Origin of the sequence: Tolypothrix sp. PCC 7712 (assembly GCF_025860405.1) — a bacterium.
GTDB classification, from domain to species: Bacteria; Cyanobacteriota; Cyanobacteriia; order Cyanobacteriales; family Nostocaceae; genus Aulosira; species Aulosira diplosiphon.
In genome coordinates this window covers 4,552,099-4,573,353 of record NZ_CP063785.1, presented here as the reverse complement: position 1 = coordinate 4,573,353, position 21,255 = coordinate 4,552,099, and the positions used below count along the sequence as shown (strand labels likewise).

Genomic DNA, 21,255 nt, shown 5'->3' with positions numbered 1-21,255 from the left:
ATCACTAAAACTCACTATGTTAATAAAATTTGATTTATTAACTAGTGTTCCCATGAATGGGAAGGTATATAACAAATGGGAGGGGTAATGGGGAAGGGGTAATGGGTAATGGGTAATGAGTAATGGGTAATGAGTAATGGGTAATGAGTAATGGGTAATGAGTAATGGGTAATGGGTAATGAGTAATGGGTAATGAGTAATTAGTAATGGGTAATGAGTAATGGGTAATGAGTAATGAGTAATGAGTAATGAGTAATGGGTAATGGGTAATGGGTAATGGGTAATGAGTAATGAGTAATGAGTAATGGGTAATGAGTAATGAGTAATGAGTAATGAGTAATGGGTAATGAGTAATGGGTAATGAGTAATGGGTAATGAGTAATGAGTAATGGGGAATGGGTAATGGGTAATGAGTAATGGGGAATGGGTAATGGGTAATGAGTAATGAGTAATGGGGAATGGGTAATGAGTAATGGGGAATGGGTAATAATAATTTCTCCTTTCCCCTTTCCCCCTTCCCCTTTCCCCTCCCCATTACACAGCCGCGATCGCACAAACCTGTAAACCGACAGGTGTTTGGATAATAACGGATTCCACGCCGAAGACTTGGGCGATCGCATCTGGGGTGAGGACGGCTGCTGGTGTACCGACATCCCAAAGTTCACCTTGTTTTAATAAAGCAATGCGGGAACTATAGCGCGCGGCTAAATTTAATTCGTGTAATACTGTGACAATAGTTAATTCTTGTTGCTGATTTAAATCTTTGAGTAATTCTAATAGTTGTAACTGATAATTGATATCTAAATAAGTTGTCGGTTCATCTAACAATAAAACCCGTGGTTCTTGCGCCAAAGCTAAAGCCAAAAAAGCCCGTTGTCTTTCGCCCCCAGAAAGCTGTTCAACCAGGCGATCGCTAAATTTTTCTAGTTGGGTTTTAGTAATTGCAGCTTCTACTTTCTGCTTATCTTTAGCTGTTAATTCCCATTGCCACCAAGGTTGATGGGGTGTACGTCCTAAGCCTACTAATTGTCGCACAGTTAAGCCCACAGGTACAGTTTGTTGTTGCGGTAACAATGCCAATTTTTGAGCTACTAAATGCGGCGGTTGGGAGTGAATTTCTTTGCCATCTAATAACACAGTTCCTTGCTGCGGCGAAAGAATGCGACTAAGTAATTTTAATAAAGTAGATTTCCCAGAACCATTAGCACCCACTAAACTTAACCATTCTCCTGTTTGTAATGTTAGGTTAATGTTTTGAATAATGGGATATGAGGTGTAACCGCCAGTAAGGTTTTGTAATTCTAAAGGCATAGATTTGATTTAGTGTTGGGTAATTGGTAATTAGTGTTTAGGGTTTGGTATTGGTGATTTCCCCCTTATCCATTATTCAGCCCCCAATCCCCATTTCTGATTTATTCACTTTTAAATCTTGCCAGCAATTGCTCACGAGATAATCTCCAAAGTAGACTTAAATACTCCTCTCTTGGTAACTGCGCTAACTTAGGAATTATTTCTTCTAATGCAGCATCAATATCACCAAATCGTAGTTTTAAAACCTCAATAATGGTTGCTTGTCTTTCTGCTTGCATTCCTCTTTGTTCCCAACTAGTGACAATTTCCATAACTTCCTCCTTTTCATCTAAGTTCATTGTATCGATTGCTGCTTTAAAAATAGTTTCTTCGGCTGCATTTAACTGTAAATAGGTATCAACAAAACCCAAAATTAACTGCATTCGGGCGGGATCTAATTTTAATGTCGCTAATAAACGTAAACATTCTGCTTTTACTTGTGGTCTTTCGTTTACCGGAATATTCATTTTTGCCATTAGAGCAGCAGCTACTGGGTTATGTTGCTGTAAAAAGTCTCGCCAACTTAAGCGATTTAATTGAATTGCAGTAAATTGAAACTCCAAGACCTTTAAATCGGGAAAAGTCACAGTGTGAATTTGAAGTTCTGGGCGCTTGGGTTCATCAAAGGAAAAGATGACTACTGGATAAATAGCTAGATCATATTTTTCATATAACCTAGCAAAATATTTAAACATCCGCTTGGCAAATACTGACTCAGTGTAAGACTGATTCTCAACATGAATTAAAAAGCAAGTATCCTGATTTTGATAATATACCTGCGCTAATATATCGATTTCTTTCCTTTCTCCAGAAGTGACATCGGTAAATACTTCCTGTGCTAGAAACCGGATAGAACTCCTATCAATTTGACTCACGATTTGTGGTAAGAATAAATCAAGAAACTCTACAAAAAATGTAGATAACAATTCTTTAAAAAGGCGGTCGTGGTCAATCATACACTCACATTAGTCACTGTTGTGCTAGCTTAATTATTTAGCAGTAAAGTGTGAGAAATACTAGTTGATAAATTTGTTGCCTACTGATTCAACCCCGCCGAACGACGATAAAGTAACCAAATAAATAAAGGTGAACCTAGCAAGGCGGTGACTGAACCTACTGGTAATTCTATGGCTCCTAGCCTAGAGAGTAAATCGGCAAAGATGAGTAACCATGCACCAGCTAAGGCGGAAAGTGGTAATACGAAGCGATGATCTGTACCAACAATGAGGCGCACACCGTGGGGAACCACAAGGCCGACAAAGCCGATTAAACCGCCAATGCTGACTGCACTAGCAGCGAGTAAAGTTGCAACACCACCAATTAATAAACGCGATCGCGTTAATGATACGCCTAAACCTAAAGCTAAATCATCTCCTAAAGCCAGAACGTTAAGCGATCGCGCCAGCAAACATCCGCCCAGTAATGCCACAATAATGTAAGGCCCAGCCGTAGTAATTTCTTTCCAGCCTCGTCCGTTCAAACTCCCAACTAACCAATTCAGTGCAATTTGAATTTGACCATCTTCTGCTACTAAAAGTAACGTACTTTGTACCGCACCAAATAAAGAACTTACCGCCACACCACCTAAAATCAAGCGTTCTACCGCAATTCCTGACCCTGCACGTCCTAGGAAAATTACTATAGCCGATGTCATAATTGCTCCCAGCCAAGCTGCTAGAGGAATCGCTGCGGGGAAGATTTGCAACACTACCATCACAATGACAATTAACCCTGCACCTGCGGAAATACCCAAAATAAACGGATCGGCTAGGCTATTACGCAACATTCCCTGCAACAATGCGCCAGACATTCCCAAAGCCGCACCCACAATTAAAGCTGCAACAATCCGCGGGAGTCGTAAATCCCAGACGATTGTTTGCTTAATGCGATCGCCTTGGTGCAGAATAGCTTGCCACAATTCGTTTAAACTCAAAGGTACTGCACCTTGAGACAAGGAAAGCGCTAGCGTCACTATCAGCGCTGTAACTAAAAGTAAAATCGCCCAAAATAGGCGGTGTTTGGCTTTGATCATTTGCTGTTTGCGGTTTGGGGTTGATTTTTGATTACTTCTTCCTCATCCCTCTATTTTCTATTCCCCATTAGCAATTCCGCATCGTCAAATCACATACAACAGATCATTCTCATTTCTGGACTCAACACAACATTTTTCTCCCATATCCCGCGCTTGTAGAAATGTGATTAATTGCATCTCTACCCTGCCATTACAGCAAAGCACAACATCTCTATCTGTAGGCTGATCGCAAAAGACCTAATCTACAGAAAAAATTAGTATATATTGCATTATGAAGGAAAATCGACGCGTCACACCTTCTAAATGAGCAATGCAACGAATTGATAGCCTACTCAATCAATGAGGTGAACGTGGTCAATTCCTGTGGATAATGTATTTTCCCAAATAGGAGTAGGCTTTATTTGTATGGCTAATCAGGATGGAGGTGTAAAAAATAAGTTAACTTCAGCCAGCAGTGCGGATGTTAACTTTCTGGTGGGCGGGGGTGAAATGGGGGCGCGGATGCGCGCAAAAGATTGGTCACAAACTTCCCTTGGCCCTACAGAACAATGGCCGCAAAGCCTGAAAACAGCCGTCAGAATTATGCTTACTTCTCGCCAAGCCATGTTTGTTTGGTGGGGCGAGGAATTAATTAACCTTTATAATGATGCCTACAAAGCAATTCTGGGTGGTAAACATCCAGAAGTATTGGGACAGCCAGCTGCTTATGTATGGCGAGAGATTTGGGATCAGGTAGGCCCCAGAGCTGAATCAGCAATGCTGAATAATGAGGGGACTTACGACGAAGCGCTACTGCTAATTATGGAGCGCAACGGCTATCCAGAGGAGACATATTACACCTTTTCCTATAGCCCAGTTCCTAATGATCAAGGTGGTACAGGCGGCATTATCTGCGCTAACACAGACGATACACAACGCATCATTAGTGAACGTCAGTTAGCATTATTACGAGAATTAGCGGCGAGAACTGTAGATGCACGGACATTCGATGAAGCTTGTTCTCTCAGTGCTAGTTGTTTAGCAACGAACCCTTACGATCTACCCTTGGCGATGATTTATCTGGTAGATCCAGAACAACAGCGCGTGTTTCTCGCGGGAACTTCTGGGATTGGGCGTGATCATCTAGCTGTTCTTGAAACTGCTGATATTGATGACGCTACGATTTGGCCGTTTGCAGAAGTGCTGAGAACTCATAAACCATGCTTAATTGATGATTTACCTTTGCATTTTGTCAATCTCCCTACAGGTGCTTGGCCACAAGCACCACATCAAGCGGTAGCTGTACCCATCGCCCCATCAGGACAAACGGGAAAAGCCGGGATATTAATTGTCGGTTTAAATCCATTTCGGCTGTTTGACAATAACTATCAAGGATTTATCGAGCTGGTAGCAGCGCAGATTGCAGCTAGCATTGCTAACGCCCAAGCTTATGAAGAAGAACGCAAACGGGCGGAAACTTTAGCAGAACTCGATCGCGCCAAAACAGTCTTTTTTAGCAACGTCAGTCACGAATTTCGCACTCCACTCACCCTAATGTTAGGGCCGTTAGAGGAAACCCTAAATAACTCTGCTACCTTGCTTGCAGCTAAGGAACGCGAACAGTTAGAAATGGTGCAACGCAATGGACTGCGGCTGTTGAAATTGGTCAATACTTTGCTAGATTTTTCCCGCATTGAAGCTGGAAGAGTCCAAGCTTCCTATGAACCTATCGACCTGGCGAGTTTTACCACCGAATTAGCCAGCGTATTTCGTTCCGCGATTGAACGAGCAAATATGCAGTTAGTCGTTAATTGTCCTCCCTTACCAGCACCTGTGTATGTGGATCGGGAGATGTGGGAGAAAATTGTCCTCAATCTGCTTTCAAATGCTTTTAAATTTACATTTACCGGAAAAATCACCGTTAGCTTACACTGGCTAAACGACTCTGTAGAGTTGCAAGTTAAAGACACCGGGATTGGTATCCCCAGCGAAGAAATTTCCCATTTATTTGAACGCTTTCACCGCGTTAAAGGCGCGCAAGGGCGCACCTTTGAAGGCTCAGGAATTGGCTTGTCATTGGTACAGGAATTGGTGCAAATGCATGGGGGAAATGTGCAAGTTACCAGTGTTTTTGGACAAGGTAGCTGCTTTACTGTATCCATTCCTACAGGTTCGGCTCATTTACCACCAGATCGCATCAGCGCCACTCGCAATCTAGCTTCCACCGCCTTAAATGCCACTTCTTACCTAGAAGAAGCTCTGCGTTGGCTACCCATAGTCGGGGATGAGGGGGATGAGGGGGATGAGGGAGATAAGGGGGATGAGGGAGATGAGGGAGTAGTTTTATCTTTTTCTTCTTCTGCTTCCTCTGCTCCTTCTGCTCGAATTCTCTTGGCTGATGATAATGCTGATATGCGCGATTATGTGAAGCGGTTGTTGAGTCAGCAATATCAGGTGGAAGCAGTAGGGGATGGGTTAGCAGCTTTGTCTGCGGCTCAAAGACTTGTACCAGATTTAATCCTAACGGATGTAATGATGCCAGGTCTAGATGGCTTTGGACTGTTACAAGCATTACGCAACCAGCCACAGACAAAAAATGTACCAATTATTCTACTGTCAGCACGGGCGGGGGAAGAAGCCAGGGTGGAAGGTTTAGAAGCGGGTGCGGATGATTACCTAATTAAGCCTTTCTCAGCCCGTGAATTATTGGCGCGAGTGGAAGCTGCTTTAAAACTGGCGCGGCTGCGAGACGAAGCTATGCAACGGGAGCAGGAGCTAAGGCGAGAAGCGGAGATGGCAAAAGCTCACCTAGAAACTGTGCTAGCAGGTATCAAAGACCAGTTTTATGTTCTAGATCGGGAGTGGCGCTACAGCTTTGTTAACGATCAAGTAACCGTATTTGTGGGTAAGTCCAAAGCAGAACTGCTTGGTAAAGTGGTTTGGGAACTATACCCCGATGTAATTGACAGTGAATTTTATACCCAAATTCATCACGCCTTTGCCCAACAGCAGGTAGTGCGATTTGAATATTATTACCCTACTTGGCGGCGCTGGTTGGAAAATCGGATTTACCCCTTTGCTGATGGTGTCAGTGTTTTTGTCACAGATATTAGCGAGCAAAAACAAGCAGAAGCTGCACTGCGGGAGAGCGAGCAGCGATTCCGAAATATGGCTGACAACGCCCCGGTGATGGTTTGGGTAACTGACCCTACCGGTTATTGCACTTATCTCAGCCAAAGTTGGTATAATTTCACCGGACAAACCGAGGACACAGGTCTAGGTTTAGGGTGGTTAGATGCGGTGCATCCAGAAGATTTCGAGTCAGCCAAAAATGCTTTCTTAGCGGCGAATCAACGCCATGAGGCATTTCGGATAGAGTACCGCTTGCGACGCAAGGATGGTGAATATCGCTGGGTGATTGATGCGGCTACTCCTTGGTTAAGCTGGAATGGTGAGTTTCTCGGTTACATTGGCTCAGTTATTGATATTACCGAACGCAAAGCCGCAGAAACCGAACGCGATCGCCTTTTGAAACTAGAACAAGCCGCAAGAGCCGAAGCCGAAAAAGCCAACCGCATTAAAGATGAGTTTCTTGCAGTCTTATCCCATGAATTGCGATCGCCTCTCAATCCGATCCTCGGTTGGTCAAGGCTTTTACAAACTAATAAATTTGACCCAGCCAGTCAGCAGAAAGCCTTGGCGACAATTGAGCGTAATGCTCAATTACAAGTGCAATTAATTGACGATTTACTAGATGTCTCCCGCATCTTACGCGGTAAGCTTAATCTCAACATGGCATCTATTGACTTAGTATCTGTGATTGAGGCAGCAATGGAAACAGTGCGCCTAGCAGCCTCAGCCAAAAATATTCAAATTCATACTATGTTAGATGCCTCTTTTGGCTTAGTTTTGGGTGATTCTAGCCGTTTACAACAAGTAGTTTGGAATTTGTTATCTAATGCCGTTAAATTTACTCCAGAGCGAGGAAAAATAAATATCAGCCTAGATTACATTGATGCTCAAGCGCAAATTACCGTGAGCGATACAGGCAAAGGTATTAGTTCTAGTTTCCTACCTTATGTGTTTGAATATTTCTGCCAAGCCGACAGTACCACAACTCGCAAATTTGGCGGCTTGGGGTTAGGATTAGCGATCGTGCGCCATCTAGTAGAACTACATGGCGGAACCGTCAGCGCCGAAAGCCCCGGGGAAGGACAGGGTGCGACATTTACAGTTAGGCTACCACTTTTGCAGGATGAAGGTAGAAGGCTAAAGGGCGAAAGTGAGCCAGCTAACCTGGCTGCTGATACAGCAGTGTTGGCGGGAATTAAAATTTTAGTTGTAGACGATGATTGTGATACCCGCGAATTCTACACCTTTGTACTAGAACAGAGTGGTGCAAATGTGACTGCAGTAGCATCAGCAGCAGCAGCACTGCAAGCATTAGCACAATCACAGCCAGATATATTACTTAGCGACATTGGAATGCCAGAAATGGATGGCTATATGTTAATGCGTCAGATCAAAGCATTGCTAACAGAAAAAAGAAAATCGGTTCCGGCGGTAAGCAAAGCTATGCCGAAGGCTATCGCGTTAACAGCCTATGCAGGAGAACTCAACCAGCAAAAAGCACTCTTAGCAGGCTTTCAAAAGCATCTATCTAAACCTGTTGAGCCGGATGAGTTGATTAGTGTAATTACAAGTTTACTGGGTAGGGATTAGGTATTGGGGACTGGGGGGATGAGGAAGTAGAGGGAGCAGAGGGAGCAGGGGAGCAATTACCATTACCAATTACCCATTACCAAATGTGTCACTGTAAGCAAAAGTTTGCCGTTTTTGAAACCATAACCTTGCCGCAGACATAGCCCAAAAGTAGATTATTACGTTTAGTAGCCAAATAGAAAAAGTTGAGTTTTGAAATGATAAGCTTGCCGAAAGTATAAAAATCAAGCATAAACCTGCCGAAAGTTACGGTATTTCCTATGCTCAGCGACCGAGAGTTTGAAGACTGGTGTCGCCGCCTTTGTTTACCAGAGACGACAAAAGAGCTAGTGCAAAAAATCCGGAATTCAGAACCTGTGAGGAAGGTAGGTGGCGGAGCGAAAAATGTTTGCGGCAGTTATCCAAGTCGCAAAATGGGGAAAACGATTCAGTTTGAATCTCATAAAGTAGAACTGCCGGCGATCGTAGAGTACGAAAATGATGAAGATGTATTAGAGTACTATGACCAGCCAATTCGTCTAAGTTTATCTTTTCATTCCCTGAGCGGACGTTGTGTGGTGACATCTCATACTCCGGATTTTTGGGTAATGAGGCGTAATAGTGCGGGATTTGAAGAATGGAAAGCTAGTGAGCGGCTCAAAATACTAGCCAGAAAACAACCTACACGCTATCAGCAAAGCGAAGAAGGTCGTTGGCACGCGCCACCAGCAGAAATGAAAGTTCAAGCAATGGGACTGTACTATTATTTACGTACAGATCTTGAAATCAACTGGATTGCTTACCAGAACTATCAGTTTCTTCAAGGTTATTTCAACCAAGAAAATACAGTTAAAAAAGAGGTAAGAAAAACAGTTGTTGAGTGTATTAATGCCAATCCTGGAGTAACCCTCAAAGAACTACTAGAATCAACAAATACCGATTGGGCAGATGATATCTATGCCTTGATTGGAACAAAGCAAATATATGTAGACCTGAAAGCAGTAGCTTTGAATGAGCCAGAAAAAGTTCATCTTTTCAGTAGCCAAGAAATGGCATCAACTTATGATCTAATCATTGCTCAAAAGACTTCTGCTCGTATCGCCAGTGGACAACGAATTGATGTGGCAATTGGTTCAACGCTGGTTTGGGATGGTAAAAGTTGGTGTGTAATTCAAATCGGAGACACAAAGATTGCGCTTCAAAGCGAAAATGAACTGATTGGGTTAACTCATGCAAACTTTGATGCACTAATTGCACAAAAAGAAATCATTCATATTCAACCATTATCTGCAAAAACAACAGACATTTGGGAACAGATCAAATGCGCTAGTTCTGAGGATTTAGCAGTAGCTAATTACCGCTATAAAGTTATTGAACCATATTTACATGGCAGTCCGCCAATTAATAGTTCTGTACCTGAGCGGACAGTTCGTAGCTGGAAATCCAAATATCATCAGGCTCTGAATAATTATGGCTGGGGCTATATTGGCTTACTACCCAATCGTGGCAAGAAAGGGAACAGGGTAGATCGCTTTTCACCCGATACTTGGGAGTTTATTGACCAAATTATTGAACAGCACTATGAGAACCTCAAACAGCGAGGAAAACTAGCAACTTACGGTATTCTGGTTAGAGAATGGGAAAAAGCTGGAAAAACAGACCCTTGCCCTAGCCGGATCACTTTCTGTAAACGCATTAATCAACGAGAGAAAGTAGGACAAACTCGCCATAGGCAAGGGTCAAGAGCCGCTTACCAAAAGAGTCCTTTTTATCACGAATTAACGCTCTCCACCCCTATTCACGGGAGTCGGCCATTTGAAATCTGCCACATTGATCATACAGAATTAGATATCGAGTTAGTTTGTTCGCGCACTGGGCGCCCTTTAGGCCGACCTTGGGCAACTATTCTCATTGATGCTTTCTCACGTCGTATTTTCGCAATCTATTTAACATTTGACCCGCCATCGTATCGTTCCTGCATGATGGTATTGCGAATTTGTGTGCAGAGATTTGGCCGCTTTCCAGAAACATTAGTAATGGATAATGGTGTAGAGTTTGGCAGTATTTACTTTGAAACACTTCTAGCTGCCTTTAGTTGCACAAAAAAACAAAGACCATCTGCTAGTCCTAGATTTGGTTCACTCATTGAAAGATTTTTCGGCACAAGTAACACAGAATTTTTTTACAACCTTAAAGGCAATACTCAAATTACTAAACAAGTACGCTTGGTAAATAAAACAAATAACCCAAAAGTACAAGCTGTCTGGACATTGCCAGAATTATATGAATATTTTTGTAAATATGCTTATGTAATTTATGACAGTAGAGAGCATCCGGCACTGGGAATGTCTCCCAATGCTGCATTTACAAAAGGTGTGAATCAGAGTGGGATGCGCTATGGACAAAAAATTTTAGATGATGAAAACTTTAAAATTTTTACTTTGCCCTCAACTGCAAAGGGAAGTGCAAAAGTAATACCAAGACTCGGGATAAAAATTAATTATATCTATTATTGGTCAATTGATGATTCATTTCTTAACCCTGAAGTTGAAAGTACTCAAGTACAAGTTAGATATGATCCATTTGATGTAGGAACTGCTTATGCGTATGTCAAAGGTAATTGGGTACGCTGTATATCTGAATATTATTCATCCTTACAAGGTCATTCTGAAAAAGAAATTCGACTGATAAGTATTGAATTACGACAGCAAAAAAATCAGTATAATCAAAAAATAGCAATTAGAGCTAAAGAACTTGCACAGTATTTAGAATCAGCAGAAGCTCAAGAAGTTTTACAGACACAAAGACTTCATGATTTAGCTGCAACTGATTTGCGAGACTTAATATATAAAAATGGTAGGAAACAAACATCCTCTACTCTTACTCAGTGTCCAGTTGATAGTGATGAAGCTATTAGTACAGAAGAAGTATCACAAACACATCAATTAAATACTTCAGCAATAGAATTAGGAAAAATTCAAGCTTACTCTCAAGAGGAGTTATGGCAGTAAAACATAACCGTCCATTTCCACAAGAACTCCTGAAACAATCATTAACCGAACGGTTGAACTATTTTCAAGGAATTACAATTGGACACTTACGATTAAAACAAGCTTTAGAGACTTTATTGCTCAACCTTCAACAACCAACAGATATTTGTGTTTTCTTTGTTGTTGGCCCAGCAGGAGTAGGTAAGACCACTTTACGACTAAGGGCTGAAAAACTGTTGATGGAAGGTGCATTAGCATCTATGAAAAATCATATTTATCAAATTCCAGTTGCAGGTATTGAGGCAATTGCTAATGAAGGAGGAAAATTTAATTATAAAGATTACTACCTCCGCGTTTTAGAATGTTTAGAAAAAATTTCTTTTGATTCAATTGCTACAAATAGTTCATTAAATTATCAAAATTATTCAGGGTTTCTTTCTACTACATACTTTGCTTCTAAAAGTTCCGATACGGTGCGTCGTGCTTTAGAAAAATCTATGCGGCACCATAAATTAACAGCATTGATGATAGACGAAGCCCAACATTTGCTGATGGTTGCTGGGGGAAAGCAAATGTTACATCAGATGAATTGGATAAAATCTCTTGCCAACATCACTGGTGTTGTACATATTTTATTTGGTACTTATGATTTACTTAACTGTTGTCACCTCAGTGGTCAAGTTAGCCGACGCAGCGATGATATACATTTACCTCGTTACTCAACAGATAACAAAGAAGATATAGCTGAGTTTATGCGGATTATCAGAACATTTCAGGCGCATTTACCTTTGCTTGAAGAGCCCTGCTTGGTAGAACAATATGAATATCTGTTGGATTATTCATCTGGTAGTGTTGGTCTTCTTAAAACTTGGTTAACAAAAGCTTTACGAAATGCTTTGGCAGAGAATGCAACAACCCTCAACATAAAGTATATTCAACAAAATGAATACTCAAAAGCACGGCGGCAGCAAATAGAACAGGAAGCACAAGCTGGAGAGAAGCGATGGCGCAACGATGTTGCTCCCGTAGCACTTAGTTTGACCAATGAAGATGTGAAGCAACCATCTCAAGCGAAAGGTCGTGTGGGAAAACGTCAGGCTAAAAGAGATACCGTAGGAATTAATCTTGATGTCAGTTAATTATTATACCGAAGATGAGTTTTGGGCTCTAGAAAAACCAACAATTCCAGAACGCTCTCAATTATTCCCACTCGAACCAATCGGTGTCGGTACGCTCTATGTCGAAAGCTTGAGTGGATATATTGCTCGCCTTGCCGACTGTCACACGATAACTACCGGAGAACTAGTTTTATCAAAAGTTATTCCATTGATGAGGCATAAAAGAAGCAGTGTTAGTTCTATAAACATCATTAATCATTTATTTAGAGATCAAGATTTTTTCACCTCTACCAACGAAAAAAGAATTGACATTGCTACCACTCTAATTCAAGCTCTAAAAGAATTGACCTGGCGTCAAGATTTATCTTGTTTATGGCCATTAAAATGGGCCAGCATTTTTTTCGAGTTTAGCATTTTGCGTTTGCATCAAGCTTGGTGTCCCGTATGTTATGACCACTGGTTTGTCAACAATCGAGTCATCTACAATCCACTGTTATGGTTAGTTAACACAATTGAGGAATGCCCTGAGCATGACCATCAGCCCTTGATTGAGGAATGCCCTCACTGTCACGAAAAATTTCCACCATTATCCAGGTATTCTCGTCCAGGGTATTGCTCAATCTGTCATCTGTGGTTAGGTAGCCAGAAACTCAACCAACTAGCCAATGAACAAACTCACAGCGTTGATTTTTGGCGACAGCTTTTGATTACTCCTATGCACTCTCATCAAAGCAACAAGCTTGTCTGGCAGTGTATGTGGTTTGATGATGTCGATGATTTGGCTGCCAATACGCCCTCTGATTTCCTGCCACCCATAAATGAGAACTAATTTTCCATCCTTACCTGCTCCGGGGTTTGAAACCATAAACCTGCCGCTCCGGCAAACTTATGGTTACAGTCACAAAATGACAAATAACAAATGACAAATGACAAATAAAATTATTAGCCTCAAAAATATCAAAGCACAACAAAATAGTATCTTACAGAATATTTTTAATTTAGCTGCAACTGATACACCAAACTCTGCTGAAATAAAAAAACTCACTCAAATTTTTGCGAGAACAGTTACCAGAATTGAACAAATCTGTATTGCTCAACAAGCAACACCAGCTAATCTGGCTAGTTCATCGCGTCAGATTTACTCTTGGCTCAAGTTTTTAGCGGATGAATATAATTTACAATTGCACATTAATAGTACTTATCGTCTGCGACAAATAGCTCAAGAAGTATTGAAACTAGATAAACAAGAATCTATAGAGTTAAAGGTAGAATTAACTAATTTAGCAGGATTATATAAAGGTAAAAAATCTCATAAATTTACTCATATTACAATTAGCGAAGGATTTATCAATGCACCAGATGCAGTTTTAGAAGCGGTAGTAAAATCTATAATTGTTGGCAAAAATCAAGAAACTACAAAACTAATTCGGTCTTTTGCTAGCTCAGAAGAATATAGTAGCGTTATCCTCACACTAGATTTAATCGCTGAAGTCATCGCAGAAAATCCCCAAGGTAATTTTTATAACTTAAATAATTTGTTTGACAAAATCAATCAAGAATATTTTGCTGCTAATCTTGTGAAACCACGTCTGGCATGGAGCAAAATTAATACTTACCGCAAGTTCGGACATTATGAGCCAGCTAGAGATAGAGTAGTGATGAGTTTGACTCTAGATGATGGTAATATACCTGAGTTTGTAATTGAATTTGTGTTATTTCACGAGTTACTGCACAAACACCACGGCACAAAATGGGTGAATGGTAGAAGGATGGTTCATACTTCAGAGTTTCGTGCTGATGAAAGCAAGTTCAAGTTATACGCAGAAGCTCAAAATTGGTTACAAAAGTTAGCATCTGGTCAAATTTAGTAGGATAGTTGTTATTTTGCTAGCTAAAAAAATATGAAATAAATTCTGGAATCTGAATTGTATAGAGGGTATCTACATCTAGATAGCAACTAACCCCATATAAAACCTCTATGAAAGATGTTACCCCAGAATTAATTCGGGCTATAACCCCTATATTTATGGCTACTGTTGGCGCTGTTATTGGTGTAACTGTTTTAGTTTCATCTAATGCTAACGATAAGTCTGCTGGTTTAGGACTTGCAAGCACAGCAATTGCTGGTGCTGCGGGTCTTGCTCAAAATAGCAAAAATGAGACTGATTTTTCAGTAAAAAAGCAGGGTGATAATTTGCAAGTTAAAACACCTGCAAATCACGATAGTGATCAATAATCAGTATATTGCATCATAAAATGAGTTGGGAAATATTAAGGTTAAATTTTAGATTTTACTTTCTGAGGTTGCAATTATAAATAATTAAATTCTCTACTCATTTTATGGTGTGATGTAATTAGATAAACTCAGATAAAATTCATATTTGATTATTTAATTTTTGAAATTATACCAATTCAAATAATGCTGGCGAGACATTAATATATTCTAGAGGGCAAGGCAACGCTCATAAGTGTCAACTTAACGCAAAACCCTCTTGGTTGCAAGGTTTTTGCCCTCACCCCCAGCCCCTCTCCCACAGGGAGAAGGGAGCAAGAGATTTAGTTCCCCTTCTCCTGCGGGAGAAGGGGTTAGGGGATGAGGGCGCGAGGTATTTGTACAACGCCTGCCCTATATCGCTTTTAGCTTAAGTTGACACCAATGGGCAACGCCGTGCCCCTACAATCTGTGGCATTCTTTTTTCAAATTGGTATTACTTGCGTAGTGGACTGACATAGCTAAAATGTTGCACTAATTTTTCTTGTGGGGTGGACATCTTGTCCGCCCTGGACGGGTGAGACACCCATCTCACAAGAGTTTTTTTATGCACTATTTTAGTCTTGTCAATCCACTACATTCAGAAATAAAATCTGATGCTTAGACAATCCAAAATCCGTCTTAAAAAGTTTGCTACGGAGGGAAACCCTCCTTGCAACTTTTCGCAAAATCTAAAATTGTCTTACTTTAGTCCTGCGATCGCACTACTATACAAATTAAAAAACCGAGATTCTTCTAAGGGTGCATTATTGTTCCAGGTAGCAGCCACACAATATTGCTTACCGTTTTTGGCTTTTAACCAAGTTGTCAGATTTAAAACCCCTGGTTCTGAGCCACCTTTAAATGCTACCCTTTCCCAATCTTCGGCTTTAGCAACTCCTGGATTAATACTCATTAAAGGTAAATCGGTAACTTGTGTCATCAGTTCGCACAGTTCTTTAGCTGTAAAAAACCACTCTACGTCAAGGATAGGTTTATTTCCCTCAAATTCACTGACTGTAGGTATAGGTTGTGACGCTAGTGATTGTAAAATTGCGCGTTTTTGAGCTTCATTACTACTGCGATAACGTTTTAATAAATCTTGATTTCTCGCACTTTTGAGCAAAAATAACTCACGAGTAGTCAACAAAGGACGATTGTGGGGTGTGAGCGATTCAATAGCTTGTCGTCCCAAAATGTTCATTAAGCTATCGGTAGCGGTATTGTCACTTTGAGAAATCATCAACGCCGCTAAAGTCTGTAAAGTTAAAAGTGAGCGATCGGGCCAGGTTTGCAAAATTCCTGACGGTAAACTCTTCCAAGCTGGTTGTAACTCCACAACATCCCGCCACGATCGCTTACCTGTAGCAATTTGAGATTTGAGGGTTTGCAACACTGCTAATTTAAAAGCGGAACCCACTCCTAGCGGTGTGGTAGCATTTAAGGCTGCTCGTTCTGATTTACCTTCGAGAACCAGAAAGCTGACTTTTCCAGGGAAAGTTTTAAATTCTGCGATCGCTGACTCTAAACTCTTGGCTTGAGGTACAGGTGGTTGAAAAAAGAGCATGGCAATTTTACCATTGGCATCTAGGGCAATTTGTGCAGGTACGTAACCACGCGCAAATATAACTTTGTAGTTTTTTCCTTGCTCTTCAACTCTCTGATAATTGCCTAATCCCTGTTTCAAGCTGGCTATAACTTGTTGAATTTGAGCTATCGGTATTTGAGCTACAAACTCAGAAGTAAACCATTCAGCTTTTACAGGCTCAGTAGTTAAAAGTCTTTCTAAAGCAGCTTTTGGCATAATCGACTGTTTAGGTAACTGCGCTTGTACTACTAATGATAAGTTTTGCTGATTTGTTGTCGCTAACGATTCATTTGGTAACAGCAAACTAGTTGTTAAAAATAAAGTTTCTAACCACATATTTATCAATTTATAAATATTTATATATAAATATTGAGTTCCTAATTTATCTGTTGTAAAAGTTGCCTTAATATTTGCTTGTACGTAGCAATAGTGACAGGATACTTGCTATCAGAAAAGGAAATACCACTGCAATTATTTGTGATTGGAAAGTCATTTTTAGCCAATATCTGGGTAAAACGCTACTTTATTAAAACTGCCAACTGTCATGAGTATTAACACAGCCACCTCTGCTTCAGATAGTCAGACAACCTTAACTTTACTACATCTATATGTATTTACTCCGTAATTGTACGATTACTATTACCCAGTTCCATAATTAAAACTAAAACTGATGAGAACTAATATTTTGTATCATTCTTAATCACCAAAGGTTGGTAGTACCCAATTGATCAGCAGAAGCATCTCCTAGCTCAATACTTATCGGTTAATGGGAAAAAGGCAAATAAAATACCTGTAACCATAATTCTTTCACCTTTGCCCCAAATCAAATTATCAGTTGCAACCGAGTAGTATTACTTTTCACCTATTCCTTATATTTCTTGCAGTGAACAAGCATTGATGTTCCAGAGGATGATTAATTAATGAGGCAGCACGGATATCATTGGTTAAAATCAGTGAAAAGCTACAGCAAACAGGCATTGCTTTCATTGTTAGTTGGTGTTGTGGTCTCAGTTGCGGTTGTTATACTCTGGCAAAAATTATTAACACAAGAAAAAAACAATGTCGAGCAACTGATTCAACAGCAAGCGATCGCAGTGCAAACTCAAGTGACTAACCAATTACAAAGTCGCATTCAAGCATTGCAGCGGATGAGAAAGCACTGGCAAATTGGTGGCGTGGCTGCACAACAGGAATGGAAAGTGGATGCAGCCGCCTATGTGCATGACTTTACAGGCTATCAAGCGATCGCATTAGTTGACTCATCATTTCGGGTACAGCGAATTGTGCCGTTAGCGGGGAATGAAGCGCTACAAAATCTCGACCTTAGTCAGCAACCCCAACAACTAACTGCGCTAACAGCAGCTCGCGATCGCCGCCAAATTATTTTCACTAAAACAGTCGATGTCTCTCCTGGTAAGAAAGGATTTTTCGTATATCTACCTATCTTTCAAGAAGATAAGTTTGAGGGATTAATCGTCGCCGTTGTGCAGATTCAACCTTTTTTAGAATCATTTATAAATTTGCCATCAGGTTACAAACTAAAGTTATTTGATGGTCAGGAGTTGATTTACAGCCACGATTTAGAACTACCAGAGCTATTTTCCTGGCAAACAGAACAAAAGATAGAATTTTATGGGTTGAACTGGCGAATCAAGGTTGATCCTACTTCCGATTTATTAACCAACTTGCATTCCCCAATCCCAGAAATTCTTTTGTTTGCTGGCTTATGGCTAGCTGGTGCAATGAGCTTATTAGTATATTTTGCTCAAGTAGCCATGTTGAGCAATCGTCAGATTGCAATCATCAATCAAGAACTAGCGCTGAAAATTCTGGAGCAAAATCAAGCAAAAGCAATACTCAAAGAAAAAGAAGAACGTTGGCAATTAGCACTACAAGGAAATAATGATGGTATTTGGGACTGGAACCTAAAAACCAATGAAGTCTTTTTCTCTGTACGCTGGAAAGAAATGTTGGGGTATCAAGACCACGAAATTTCTCATAATTTGGATGAATGGTCAAAACGAGTGCATCCAGAGGATTTACCAGATGTAACGCAGGTTGTTCATGACCATTTTGCGAAAACAACTCCTTTTTACATAACCGAATATCGAATGCTATGTAAGGACGGGAGTTATAAATGGATTCTGGATCGGGGAAAAGCGCTTTGGGATGAAGTCGGAAATGTCATGCGGATGGTAGGTTCTCACACCGACATTAGCGATCGCAAACAAATCGAAGCCGCTTTAAAAGAAAGCGAAGGGCGATTTCGCATTATGGCAGATAGTGCGCCTGTGTTGTTATGGGTGGTTGATACTGAGGGAAATTGTACTTTTTTTAATCAAACTTGGTTAAATTTCACCGGATGCACTCTAGAAGAAGAACTCAAGGATGGCTGGGCAAAAGGAATACATCCTGATGACTTAAAAAACACTTTCAATACCTATTGGACTGCATTTAATGCTCGTCAACCCTTTAAGATGGAGTACCGTTTGCGTCGTGCTGACGGTGAATACCGTTGGATTTTAGACACAGGCATACCACGCTTTCATGCTGATGGTAGCTTTGCTGGATATATCGGTTCTTGTGTTGATATCAGCGATGTTTACAACGAGCTGCGCTTACGTAAACTTGCGGAAGAAGCTCTGCAAAAACAATTACAACACACATTGCTATTAGAAAAAATCACCCAAGAAATTCGCCATAGTCTAGATAGCCAAGAAATATTTGAAACAGCTGCTACTCAAATTGGCAAAGTATTTGTTGTTGATCGTTGTTTGATTCACTCCTACATTAGTGAGCCTATACCACAAATTCCTGTAGTCGCAGAGTATGTCGTACCTGATTATACATCCATGCTCGATATGGAGATTGCCATTGATAATAATCCCTATATTCAGCAGATCATTGCTCAGGATCGAGCGATCGCTTCTCCTAATGTCTACACTGATCCATTAATCCAAGCCTCTAACCTCAAATGCGAAGCCACAGGACTAAAATCCCTGCTTTCTGTCCGCACTTCCTATCAAGGACAACCGAACGGCGGCATTAGCTTATATCAATACAGTCATGTTCGGCAATGGAATCAGGAAGAAATTGAATTATTTGAAGCCGTTGCTGCACAACTAGGTATCGCCTTAGCGCAGGCTCACCTTTTAGAACAAGAAACTCGCCAGCGAGAAGAACTGACGTTAAAAAACTTTGCCCTAGAGCAAGCCAAACGGCAAGCAGAAGCTGCCAACCGCGCCAAGAGCGAGTTTTTAGCGATGATGAGCCATGAAATTCGCACGCCGATGAATGCTGTGATCGGTTTAACAGGCTTGCTGCTAGATATGACAATTACTCCCCAGCAACGAGAATTTTTAGAAATTATTCGTAGCAGTAGCGATACTTTACTTGCCATCATCAATGATATTTTGGATTTCTCGAAGATTGAGTCTGGCAAGTTGGACTTAGAGAGACATGCTTTCAAGTTAGATAAATGTATCGAAGAAGCTTTAGATTTACTTGCGCCGCAAGCTAATGCCAAAGGCATCAATTTAGCCTATTTGATGGAAAGCCACACCCCAAACACAATTATGGGGGATATCACCAGAGTCAGACAAACTTTAATCAATTTGTTGGGTAATGCAGTCAAATTTACAGAAGCAGGGGAAGTTGTAGTTTATGTCACAGCCCAACAGTTAATCAGTCCCCAAGAATACCAAATTCAATTTGCTGTTAAAGATACAGGTATTGGCATTCCTAAAGATAGAATGGAGCGACTCTTTAAGCCTTTTAGCCAAGTTGATGCATCCATGACTCGCCAATATGGGGGTACAGGATTAGGTTTAGCCATCAGCAAGCGCTTAAGTGAATTTATGGGCGGTACCATGTGGGTACAAAGCGAGGTGGGAGTCGGTTCAACCTTTTATTTCACCATAGTGGCACAAGCAGTTTCCAGTTCTGAAAAATTTGAACTTGATATTGTGCAGCCAAATTTATCAGGCAAAAAACTGTTAATAGTAGATTGCAACGAAACTAATCGCCAAATTATTACCCTGCAAGCCTCAAGCTGGGGTATGGAAGTGTGTGCAGCAACCTCAGCCTGGCAAGCATTGGAATATATTACCTCCGGGGAAAAATTTGATTTAGCTATTTTAGATATGCAGCTGCTACAAATGAATGCTTTAGCTCTGGCAGCAAAAATTCACTCTTTACCAGGCTGTCAAGATTTACCCCTAGTGTTGCTCAGTTCTGTGGGAGAATTACCAAACTCAGAACAGCCAGCAACATCCAACTTTGTCGGTATTCTGAATAAACCAATTAAGCGATCGCATTTTTTAGATCTCTGCATTTGCATCTTCACAGGACAAAAAACTTCTGTTTTACCTGTGCAATCTTCGCTACCGCAAGTCTTTGATTCTGAATTGAGTCAACAATTACCCTTAAGTATTTTATTGGTCGAAGATATTACTTTTAACCAAAAGGTAGCTTTAAAAATGTTAGAGCGCTTAGGTTATCAGGCTGATGTCGCCAATAATGGGCTAGAAGCACTCTCGGCTTTGCGCCGACAACCTTACGATCTAGTCTTTATGGATGTACAAATGCCAGAAATGGATGGATTAGAAACAACACGCCAAATTCGTCAAGAATGCGTGGATCAAAGCCAACCTTGGATTATTGCCATGACAGCTCATGCTATGCAAGGCGACAAAGAAGAATGTCTCAGCGCCGGAATGAATGACTACATTACTAAACCAATTCGTTCTGAGGCTCTTGTCCAAGCTTTCGACAACTATAAAACCTTACATTCATCGAAGATTAATCAAGATATTAATAATTTAGAAATCAATACTTTTAACCAACCAGAAATTAGTTCTCCAGAAACTCTGTTACCCGCTATCGATACTACAACTTTTCAATCTTTAAAAGAGTTAGCAATTGATGATACTAACCTTTTAGTAGAGATAATTGAATGTTATTTAGATGATACACCACAAAAGCTATTAGCAATTTCTCAGGCAGTTGAGCAACAAAATACTTTAGCAATTCGCCAAATTGCTCATTCTTTAATATCATCAAGTTTGACAATTGGTGCTGTCATTTTCGCTCAATTATGCCGAAAATTAGAAATGATTGGTATAGCTGAAAGTATGGATAATGCTGCTTATTTAGTTGAGCAACTTGAAATAGAGCATCAAAGGGTAAGAGAAGCTTTGGAATTGGAAAGAATGGTAATGGGTAATGGGTAATGGGAATTTCTTCTT

At 40.6% G+C, this 21,255-nt stretch carries 12 protein-coding genes; 7 read left to right on the top strand and 5 right to left on the bottom strand.

Annotated features, from left to right (window positions below; all coding sequences use genetic code 11):
- Window positions 1-37: 37 nt before the first annotated feature.
- From HGR01_RS18870 to HGR01_RS18855, 4 genes are all read right to left on the bottom strand, one after another.
- Entirely contained in the window at window positions 38-535 is a 498-nt protein-coding gene (locus HGR01_RS18870; protein ID WP_235623066.1) for a hypothetical protein, read from the bottom strand.
- Window positions 535-1,311: an ABC transporter ATP-binding protein gene (locus HGR01_RS18865; RefSeq protein WP_045871112.1), complete on the bottom strand. Its 777-nt coding sequence runs from the start codon at window positions 1,309-1,311 to the stop codon at window positions 535-537. Before HGR01_RS18865 ends, HGR01_RS18870 begins: the two co-directional genes overlap by 1 nt.
- Before the next feature lie 101 nt (window positions 1,312-1,412).
- Window positions 1,413-2,306 carry an Rpn family recombination-promoting nuclease/putative transposase gene (locus HGR01_RS18860; RefSeq protein ID WP_045871113.1) on the bottom strand — a complete coding sequence of 298 codons (894 nt, stop codon included), beginning with the start codon at window positions 2,304-2,306 and terminating at the stop codon, window positions 1,413-1,415.
- A gap of 80 nt (window positions 2,307-2,386) precedes the next feature.
- A complete protein-coding gene (locus HGR01_RS18855; RefSeq protein ID WP_045871114.1) occupies window positions 2,387-3,382 on the bottom strand; it encodes a FecCD family ABC transporter permease in 996 nt (331 codons plus the stop codon).
- Window positions 3,383-3,787: 405 nt separating this feature from the next.
- Between HGR01_RS18855 and HGR01_RS18850 the strand changes: the two genes are divergently transcribed.
- The 6 genes from HGR01_RS18850 (at window position 3,788) to HGR01_RS18825 (ending at window position 14,406) form a co-directional block, all read left to right on the top strand.
- On the top strand, window positions 3,788-8,083 hold the full coding sequence (locus tag HGR01_RS18850) for an ATP-binding protein (RefSeq protein ID WP_155539310.1): 4,296 nt from the start codon (window positions 3,788-3,790) through the stop codon (window positions 8,081-8,083).
- A 260-nt stretch (window positions 8,084-8,343) separates the two neighbouring features.
- On the top strand, window positions 8,344-11,073 hold the full coding sequence (locus tag HGR01_RS18845) for a TnsA endonuclease N-terminal domain-containing protein (protein WP_045871115.1): 2,730 nt from the start codon (window positions 8,344-8,346) through the stop codon (window positions 11,071-11,073).
- Complete coding sequence (locus HGR01_RS18840) at window positions 11,064-12,191, top strand: AAA family ATPase (RefSeq protein WP_045871116.1); 1,128 nt, start codon at window positions 11,064-11,066, stop codon at window positions 12,189-12,191. The genes HGR01_RS18845 and HGR01_RS18840 overlap by 10 nt, the downstream gene beginning before the upstream one ends.
- Window positions 12,181-12,999, top strand: a complete 819-nt coding sequence (locus tag HGR01_RS18835; RefSeq protein WP_052335223.1) for a TniQ family protein — start codon at window positions 12,181-12,183, stop codon at window positions 12,997-12,999. The genes HGR01_RS18840 and HGR01_RS18835 overlap by 11 nt, the downstream gene beginning before the upstream one ends.
- A gap of 97 nt (window positions 13,000-13,096) precedes the next feature.
- Window positions 13,097-14,038: a SprT-like family protein gene (locus HGR01_RS18830; RefSeq protein WP_045874599.1), complete on the top strand. Its 942-nt coding sequence runs from the start codon at window positions 13,097-13,099 to the stop codon at window positions 14,036-14,038.
- A 110-nt stretch (window positions 14,039-14,148) separates the two neighbouring features.
- Window positions 14,149-14,406, top strand: a complete 258-nt coding sequence (locus HGR01_RS18825) for a hypothetical protein (RefSeq protein WP_045874600.1) — start codon at window positions 14,149-14,151, stop codon at window positions 14,404-14,406.
- A 718-nt stretch (window positions 14,407-15,124) separates the two neighbouring features.
- Here the strand turns inward: HGR01_RS18825 and HGR01_RS18820 are convergent.
- A complete protein-coding gene (locus HGR01_RS18820) occupies window positions 15,125-16,345 on the bottom strand; it encodes a serine hydrolase (protein ID WP_081584168.1) in 1,221 nt (406 codons plus the stop codon).
- Window positions 16,346-16,929: 584 nt separating this feature from the next.
- On the opposite strand from HGR01_RS18820, the gene HGR01_RS18815 reads away from it, so the two are divergent.
- Window positions 16,930-21,240, top strand: coding sequence for a PAS domain-containing protein (locus tag HGR01_RS18815; RefSeq protein ID WP_096621651.1), 4,311 nt, complete (start codon window positions 16,930-16,932; stop codon window positions 21,238-21,240).
- The last annotated feature ends 15 nt before the right edge of the window (window positions 21,241-21,255 follow it).

Excerpts from the sequence above, each read along its gene's own strand:
- HGR01_RS18845 (WP_045871115.1), top strand. The coding sequence starts at position 8,344 with ATGCTCAGCGACCGAGAGTTTGAAGACTGGTGTCGCCGCCTTTGTTTA.
- HGR01_RS18825 (WP_045874600.1), top strand. The coding sequence starts at position 14,149 with ATGAAAGATGTTACCCCAGAATTAATTCGGGCTATAACCCCTATATTT.
- HGR01_RS18855 (WP_045871114.1), bottom strand. The coding sequence starts at position 3,382 with ATGATCAAAGCCAAACACCGCCTATTTTGGGCGATTTTACTTTTAGTT.
- HGR01_RS18835 (WP_052335223.1), top strand. The coding sequence starts at position 12,181 with ATGTCAGTTAATTATTATACCGAAGATGAGTTTTGGGCTCTAGAAAAA.
- HGR01_RS18840 (WP_045871116.1), top strand. The coding sequence starts at position 11,064 with ATGGCAGTAAAACATAACCGTCCATTTCCACAAGAACTCCTGAAACAA.
- HGR01_RS18815 (WP_096621651.1), top strand. The coding sequence starts at position 16,930 with ATGAGGCAGCACGGATATCATTGGTTAAAATCAGTGAAAAGCTACAGC.
- HGR01_RS18830 (WP_045874599.1), top strand. The coding sequence starts at position 13,097 with ATGACAAATAAAATTATTAGCCTCAAAAATATCAAAGCACAACAAAAT.
- HGR01_RS18860 (WP_045871113.1), bottom strand. The coding sequence starts at position 2,306 with ATGATTGACCACGACCGCCTTTTTAAAGAATTGTTATCTACATTTTTT.
- HGR01_RS18820 (WP_081584168.1), bottom strand. The coding sequence starts at position 16,345 with ATGTGGTTAGAAACTTTATTTTTAACAACTAGTTTGCTGTTACCAAAT.
- HGR01_RS18850 (WP_155539310.1), top strand. The coding sequence starts at position 3,788 with ATGGCTAATCAGGATGGAGGTGTAAAAAATAAGTTAACTTCAGCCAGC.
- HGR01_RS18870 (WP_235623066.1), bottom strand. The coding sequence starts at position 535 with ATGGGGAGGGGAAAGGGGAAGGGGGAAAGGGGAAAGGAGAAATTATTA.
- HGR01_RS18865 (WP_045871112.1), bottom strand. The coding sequence starts at position 1,311 with ATGCCTTTAGAATTACAAAACCTTACTGGCGGTTACACCTCATATCCC.